The organism is SAR324 cluster bacterium (assembly GCA_029245725.1).
In the GTDB taxonomy this organism is placed as follows: domain Bacteria; phylum SAR324; class SAR324; order SAR324; family NAC60-12; genus JCVI-SCAAA005.
This window is the reverse complement of record JAQWOT010000337.1, coordinates 1-6,308: the sequence shown is the minus strand read 5'-3', so window position 1 is coordinate 6,308 and position 6,308 is coordinate 1. Positions and strand designations below refer to the sequence as shown.

Below are 6,308 nucleotides of genomic sequence, written 5' to 3'. Positions count from 1 at the left end.
GTACTACAATAGGTTGTGAATTTTGGAACAGTGGACACGTATGTGGACACGTGTAGTAAGTTTAATCAGTAAATAAGCAGATACGTAACGAGTTCGACTCTCGCCACCTCCACCATTTCTTCAAGTTCAATAACAACTTCTTCCTCTTCTTCCCTAAAACACTCAACGATTCCTCGGTTTTTCCTCTAGTCGAATTCACTGCAGTGCGTCCATACAAATTGGCTGAGTGGCACCTATGGTGACAATGAAAACGCTCTTCTTCTAAATGAATTCTTCTCTGGATCGTCCAGTTTGACAGTCAGCAAATCTCGCTCATCAACCAATTGACATCTTCGCTGCATCGAATCAGTCTTCTGTCCTACCTTTTTCATCACTATTTGCCACCTAGACTAACTGATATTTTCTTCAGGATAAAAGATGATTCCAGAACAGCTGTTTACCAAGGGAGACTCCAATGATGACAGTATTTTTTATACGAGCCCACGGCTAGTTAAGCACATTGACGAAAATGCCTGTCAAGTTCTGAAGAACTACTATAATCAGTTACTAAAAGATGGTGATGCCGTGCTGGATTTGATGTCAAGTTGGGTCTCCCACCTGCCTGATCACAAGCACTACTCTAGGGTTTCTGGTCATGGAATGAACCAAATTGAACTGCAAAACAATGCGCAGCTCACTGATTTCCATATTCAGAACCTAAACACGGAGCAGCAGCTGCCATATGGTGATGAAGAATTTGACCTTTGTATGATTGCCGCATCAGTTCAATACTTAACCTCTCCGGTACAGGTCTTTAAAGAAATTTACAGAGTCTTAAGGCCGAATGGGACCTGTTGTGTGAGTTTTTCAAACAGAATGTTCCCAACAAAAGCAATCTTTGCTTGGAGAATGCTTACCGGCGAGGATCAATGTAGGCTAGTTTCCTGGTACTTTGAGAGGACAGGAGAGTTTCGTGAAATTCAGTCTGAGCAACTTGTCAGTGAAAACAGCAGCTTTGATCCGTTGTATGTCGTAACAGCCAAGAAAATCTTGGTTTGAACAATCATCAATAAACAAAAATTTCTGTTTGGTAGCCATGAATCAATCAAAAGAAAATTCGCCCAGTGGTTCGGATCTCCGAAGATCAGAAATCAATTTTTCTTTCAGAGACAACACCTACAAAGGATATCTTGTGGCGCCGAGTGCGGTACAAGGTCCACGCCCACTCGTGTTGATTTTTCACAATTTTCAAGGGCTCAAGTTCTTCGAACTGGATGTTGCAGAGTACCTGGCAAAATTGGGGTATGTCGGATTAGCGGCAGATCTTTATGGGGATCTCGTGCCACCCCACCAAAGATTATGGCCGGAAGATGAGCAGCTCGTGCCAGCTTTCAGGAAGCGGTGTTTTGAGGGGCTAGTTTCACTGGATCACGATCATGAAAAATTCAGAGCTTTGCTGAAGATTTGGTTGGAAAAAGGCTTGGACAGTCCTTTTGTTGACAAATCGTTTGCCCCGGCTGCGATCGGCTACTGCTTTGGGGGAATGGCGGTGCTGGAGTGTATTCGAGGTGGATTGGATGTCGGGGGAGTTGTTTCTTTCCATGGTCTGTTGCAAACCGGAGAAGATCCAAATGCAGCAAAATATGGTGCAACGATACCACCACTGAAATTATGTGAAAACCATTATAACAAAAAAGCAGTCGTATTGATTGAGAACGGTGCAACTGATTATCTAGTGCCAAATGAAAGCAAGGAAAGATTCTATGCTGAAATGAATGAAGCTGGGGTTGATTGGAATTTTCATGATCACTCAGGGACCCCTCACGGATTTGCGCTTCCTCCCACGCTAGGGTCTCCTGGGCATTTGCATTTAAGCTCGGATAGACGTTCTACGATGAACATGTTGAGCCTATTTAAAGAAATATTTCCGGGAGTTCCGCAAAACTATGTTGCTAGAAATGCCGCTGGCACCGCAATTCCTGTGTAAGGAGAGAAGCAGGGACAAACGGGAGATGGTGTAATTGCGCCGTTTGGTCCAACTGAGTCATCTCTGCTATTTGCGATCTAGCGATGTGTTGCTCTCACTGCGCTCACTCAAAATACATTGAATCATGCTGGCATCTGACTGGTGCCAAAGCTTCCTGTTACTGACAGACCTATTCCTTTGATGACCTACCAATTCTTCATCTGTGACGTCTTCACCAAACATGCTTTTCAAGGGAATCAACTCGCAGTTGTTCCAGAAGCTAGTGGTCTGAACGATGAGCAAATGCAGCAGATCGCTCGTGAATTCAATTTCTCCGAGACAACTTTCGTCTTCCCTCCCAAACAAGGCCAGACCAAACGAGTGAGGATCTTCACGCCTACCTCAGAAATACCGTTTGCAGGTCACCCCAATCTGGGCACCACCTTCACGCTCTATCGCAACGGATATCTTGGTGAAGTCCAGCCTCCGCTGAAGGTCGTCTTTGAGGAAGAGGCTGGTTTAGTTCCAGTTACCATAACAAATCCAGATGACGGTCATCCCTTCTTTGAACTACAGGCTCCCACGCCTCTCTCACTTGGAGCAGAGATCCGTTTGGAATCGGTCAGCCAAGCTCTGAATCTTCCAGGCTCAGCAATTCGTTTGGATAGACACAGACCGCAGCTTGCTTCTGTGGGTATGCCTTTCTTAATGGTCGAATTGAAGGATCGAGAGGCACTAGAAAAAGCGAGACCGAATCTAGACGCTTTTCAAGTACTCCAGGCGCAGGGCGTATCAATGATGCATCTCTATGTACACTCTGAGGATGAATTTGATCTGCAGACTCGGATGTTCGCTCCGTTGGACGGCATGACCGAAGATCCTGCAACCGGAAGTGCAAATTGTGCCTTGGCTGGATTACTCACTCACTTGGAGGAAGGTTTAGACAGAGATTATGATTGGAGGATTGCTCAGGGAGTTGAAATGGGCAGACCGAGTGAACTGAGAGCCCGGGCAAGAAAGCGAAACGGTGTGGTAACCACCACCTGGATTGGTGGGAATTGTATCCAGATAGCAGAGGGTAATCTACATATCTGAGAGGAAATTCTCCTTTGTCCCTAGACTGTGAACTTGAGAATGATTTTCAACTTTAGCGACACGAGTCTTTATAAAACCTGGTAATTCCGGGCATACTACAAAGTTCAAGTGTTGCCACCTCCACCAATTAAAAAAGAGTTAAGGATATCCACAATTCCGAAGTACCCGTCACCGCCAATCAATAGATCTGCAACAATTATTAGGGATTACGTTCAAACATTCTCGTTAACAATTATTGTAGCTGAATCATTCTCAATCAAATTTGATCCACCAACACACTGACATATTAGAACTGCTATTTGGCTGGACAGACCTCAAATAACACCAACAGTTGTCAATAACTTGGGAGAAGTTCTAGCTGAAACTGTTTATTTGTCTACAGATGGAATCAGACTGTACAGAGTCTGATTCTGCTCTGAGCCCGCTATTCTGTACTGCCGAAAAAAAGAGAGTTTGGCAAACATGTTTGAATAAGCACCTCTTACGTCTCTCTGGAAAAGTTGCTGATGATTTTTCAATCCAGCATTATCTCGGTAACGCTCCACAATAACGTAGAAAACGTGATCTTCAGATGCATAACTCTTCGTAATGGTCAGGCTTTCTAAACCATTTTCTTCTTTACCCATAGGATGAGTATCCTTTATCCAATTTGACCACTCAATCAGACCTTGCTCCACTCTTTCAACTTCTGCTACTGGAACTTTTAGAACTGCCCCCCAACCTGTGTCAGGTATCGGTTCAGAAGCAAAAGCAAAACCAGATATCACGAGTGAAAATACTAGTGTAATTATAAGTTTGTAAGCTTTCATGAAGTCTCCAATGAAGGGGTATGAAAACATCTTCAAGATAAAGTTAGTGTCCTGATCTGGCACGCTTGGGAAGATACTTTTTAAGCTGAGGCTGGGTTGATTTGATAGACAGTGTGCTCCAAACCCATTTCAGCCTCAATTTTTTGAAATTCTGGATCAGACATCATTGCTTCCATTTTTTCTGGAGCAAACACGTCCGCACTGACAATTGCAGTATGTTCGTCCACTTTGCCGACAATAATATCCTTCATGAATTGGGCATCGGTTTCGGAGTCAGCATCAAAAGCCTTTTTCCAATCATCAAAAGTGCAATTACCCATTTTTATGATCACCATTGTATTGAGCATTTGTGAGTCCTTGAATTTAAAACTTTTATGGTGAGTGTCATTTGACCAATTTGAGTGGTCGGTCTATGGTTGACAAAAAGCAGATAGAATTCTAATGAATTGATTCTGAATACAATTATCTCGGTGAAGGAGCAATCGATGTGGTTGCAGACATTTTCAGATCAGCACCACCAATCTGAGCAATCTTGCCAAACATAGACTCAAATGCCTCACACTGAATTCCCTGATCACGTAGAAATGCTTCCTTAGTGGCCCAACGTACAACGTGGGTAACGGATCCATCTGCATCGACTACGATATCAACTGAGTGCTGCTGAGACATGAAGCAGTCTGATGCATACCATTCGTCAACAGCTGTCTTGAATTCAGAGTGTTGCTGTGGGGTGATCTTTTGCCCGGTGACCATAAAAATAACAGGCATTCCATCCACAAGATGATCAATTGGGATATTGACATGCGCTCCTGCGAATAACACAGGAGTATTGATGATTGCAGCGGCAAGAACCGCTAGACACTTTTTCATTGTGATGCTTTTGAAATTAAATTTGAAAAATTAGCTTAGACACAAGCAGTTGTAACTGAAGGCTTGAGTTTGACTCAAAAAAGATCACCTGGAAGGTAGTGCAAAAAGCAAGTACAATTTTAATAATGTGAGGAGTTAATGATCTGGTAGAAGGCCTCCATAATTGAGATTGAAAGCTTAGACCGACCGATTGCAAAACTAATGTATCAGCTAAGACATTGATCCACCGATTAGTTAGCTACATTTAGATTGAATTTAAACTCAACCACAGCGATCGTAATTCTATATCAGACATCACTGCATAATGAGGCCAAGGCATTTTTTTTGGATTCAACATCTTACCTTCTGGTGTTTGACCAGTTTGCATAACTTGCTTAAATTCCCCAAAATTCCAATTGCCAGGATTGCCCTTTCTAGTGATGTTTGGACCAGGTGAACCTTCGGAGTCTGGATCCTTTCCTGCCAAGTTCTCTCCGTGACATTCGTAACATCCCGTAATTCTTGTTAAAGATTGACCATATTCAAGGGATTCATCAATAATCGGTGCTATTTTTCCACCAACTTCATCATGAGGAATTTGATTTGCGGGCCATGAACCATAAGCAAGAATTCCAAATATAATCGACCCAGGAAATTGAATTTCTCGGGAGCTAAATTTATTTTCAGCGGGTGGTAGTGTTTTCATGTAGGAAATGAGTGCAGCGAAATCATCATCACCATAGGCCGAATAATGGTTTGAGGGCATAATCACCATCACCCTACCATCTTTTGCTATGCCATGCTGAATAGCCTTCACCCAATCTTCATCTGTATAATTTGCGGCAGGTCCAGCAGGGATGAGATTAGGAGCCAGGACATACCCAATGGGTGCCTCGTTTATAAAACTTTCCCTTGAAAAATTGCCCCATGACAACCGTTGCACCCACTAATGGTTGCTAAATGCTTTCCTCTCTCAGGGGCAACCGAATATTTACTAGCTTTTACTGTTGTGAATCGATCAAGCTGATATGCGCTTAAATTCTGTAATCCATAAAAATGCACACCTCCAACAGCAACAAATAAAATTATGACAATGCTAACTAAAGCAATGAAAAACTTTTTCATACTATTTTCCTGAGTAATTAAAATAATTTTCAGCAATAGTAAAATACGCCTAAACTAATTCATCAACCTCCAATTTATTCTCTTCAGATTTGAGTAGTAGACGCTGCTAGTTGGCTGTTATCATAGATTTTGAATTCTACCAAAAGCCCATCTTGAACCAAAAAATGGTGGACTGAGCAAGCTTCTACATTTGCATAAGTTACCTTGAGAAAAACGATTACATCCGTTGAGTTAGAAACAACTTTTTCGATATCCATCTTGATTCCAGGATAAGCAGCGTCAAGTTTGGACAAGTTTCTTTCTAAGAACGCTTCAAACCCTAAGTACTCCTTAGGCAAAGAATGTTTTTCATTTACATTCACTTTACACTTTTATAGAAGATACTCGAAAAGGCTTTTAGATTTCCTTGGCCGAAGGCTGCGTATCCTGCTAAGAATCTCGTCAGCTGTCATTTCTCTTCTCTTAAAAATTTGAATTAAAGAATT

The 6,308-nt window shown here is 42.3% G+C and carries 9 protein-coding genes; 3 read left to right on the top strand and 6 right to left on the bottom strand.

All coding sequences use genetic code 11. The features are described 5' to 3' along the window. Positions 1–417: 417 nt before the first annotated feature. The 3 genes from P8O70_18305 (at position 418) to P8O70_18295 (ending at position 3,040) form a co-directional block, all read left to right on the top strand. Positions 418–1,038 carry a methyltransferase domain-containing protein gene (locus P8O70_18305; GenBank protein ID MDG2198792.1) on the top strand — a complete coding sequence of 207 codons (621 nt, stop codon included), beginning with the start codon at positions 418–420 and terminating at the stop codon, positions 1,036–1,038. A gap of 37 nt (positions 1,039–1,075) precedes the next feature. After that, positions 1,076–1,966: a dienelactone hydrolase family protein gene (locus P8O70_18300; protein MDG2198791.1), complete on the top strand. Its 891-nt coding sequence runs from the start codon at positions 1,076–1,078 to the stop codon at positions 1,964–1,966. Between the two features lie 180 nt (positions 1,967–2,146). After that, positions 2,147–3,040 carry a PhzF family phenazine biosynthesis protein gene (locus tag P8O70_18295; protein ID MDG2198790.1) on the top strand — a complete coding sequence of 298 codons (894 nt, stop codon included), beginning with the start codon at positions 2,147–2,149 and terminating at the stop codon, positions 3,038–3,040. Between the two features lie 368 nt (positions 3,041–3,408). On the opposite strand, the gene P8O70_18290 is transcribed toward P8O70_18295, so the two are convergent. From P8O70_18290 to P8O70_18265, 6 genes are all read right to left on the bottom strand, one after another. Then, positions 3,409–3,849, bottom strand: a complete 441-nt coding sequence (locus P8O70_18290) for a hypothetical protein (protein ID MDG2198789.1) — start codon at positions 3,847–3,849, stop codon at positions 3,409–3,411. A gap of 80 nt (positions 3,850–3,929) precedes the next feature. Beyond that, the gene (locus P8O70_18285; protein ID MDG2198788.1) at positions 3,930–4,169 is read right to left on the bottom strand and encodes a hypothetical protein; all 240 of its coding nucleotides are present in this window, start codon (positions 4,167–4,169) and stop codon (positions 3,930–3,932) included. Between the two features lie 142 nt (positions 4,170–4,311). Further along, positions 4,312–4,719: a hypothetical protein gene (locus P8O70_18280; protein MDG2198787.1), complete on the bottom strand. Its 408-nt coding sequence runs from the start codon at positions 4,717–4,719 to the stop codon at positions 4,312–4,314. A 244-nt stretch (positions 4,720–4,963) separates the two neighbouring features. Then, on the bottom strand, positions 4,964–5,632 hold the full coding sequence (locus P8O70_18275) for a cytochrome C (protein MDG2198786.1): 669 nt from the start codon (positions 5,630–5,632) through the stop codon (positions 4,964–4,966). Continuing rightward, on the bottom strand, positions 5,596–5,823 hold the full coding sequence (locus P8O70_18270) for a hypothetical protein (GenBank protein MDG2198785.1): 228 nt from the start codon (positions 5,821–5,823) through the stop codon (positions 5,596–5,598). Before P8O70_18270 ends, P8O70_18275 begins: the two co-directional genes overlap by 37 nt. Positions 5,824–5,906: 83 nt before the next feature. After that, positions 5,907–6,185 carry a hypothetical protein gene (locus tag P8O70_18265; GenBank protein MDG2198784.1) on the bottom strand — a complete coding sequence of 93 codons (279 nt, stop codon included), beginning with the start codon at positions 6,183–6,185 and terminating at the stop codon, positions 5,907–5,909. Positions 6,186–6,308 lie beyond the last annotated feature (123 nt).

What these genes read in the sequence shown, in the direction of transcription:
- P8O70_18305 (MDG2198792.1), top strand. Translation starts at nt 418, where the DNA reads ATGATTCCAGAACAGCTGTTTACCAAGGGAGACTCCAATGATGACAGT.
- P8O70_18300 (MDG2198791.1), top strand. Translation starts at nt 1,076, where the DNA reads ATGAATCAATCAAAAGAAAATTCGCCCAGTGGTTCGGATCTCCGAAGA.
- P8O70_18295 (MDG2198790.1), top strand. Translation starts at nt 2,147, where the DNA reads ATGACCTACCAATTCTTCATCTGTGACGTCTTCACCAAACATGCTTTT.
- P8O70_18290 (MDG2198789.1), bottom strand. Translation starts at nt 3,849, where the DNA reads ATGAAAGCTTACAAACTTATAATTACACTAGTATTTTCACTCGTGATA.
- P8O70_18285 (MDG2198788.1), bottom strand. Translation starts at nt 4,169, where the DNA reads ATGGGTAATTGCACTTTTGATGATTGGAAAAAGGCTTTTGATGCTGAC.
- P8O70_18280 (MDG2198787.1), bottom strand. Translation starts at nt 4,719, where the DNA reads ATGAAAAAGTGTCTAGCGGTTCTTGCCGCTGCAATCATCAATACTCCT.
- P8O70_18270 (MDG2198785.1), bottom strand. Translation starts at nt 5,823, where the DNA reads ATGAAAAAGTTTTTCATTGCTTTAGTTAGCATTGTCATAATTTTATTT.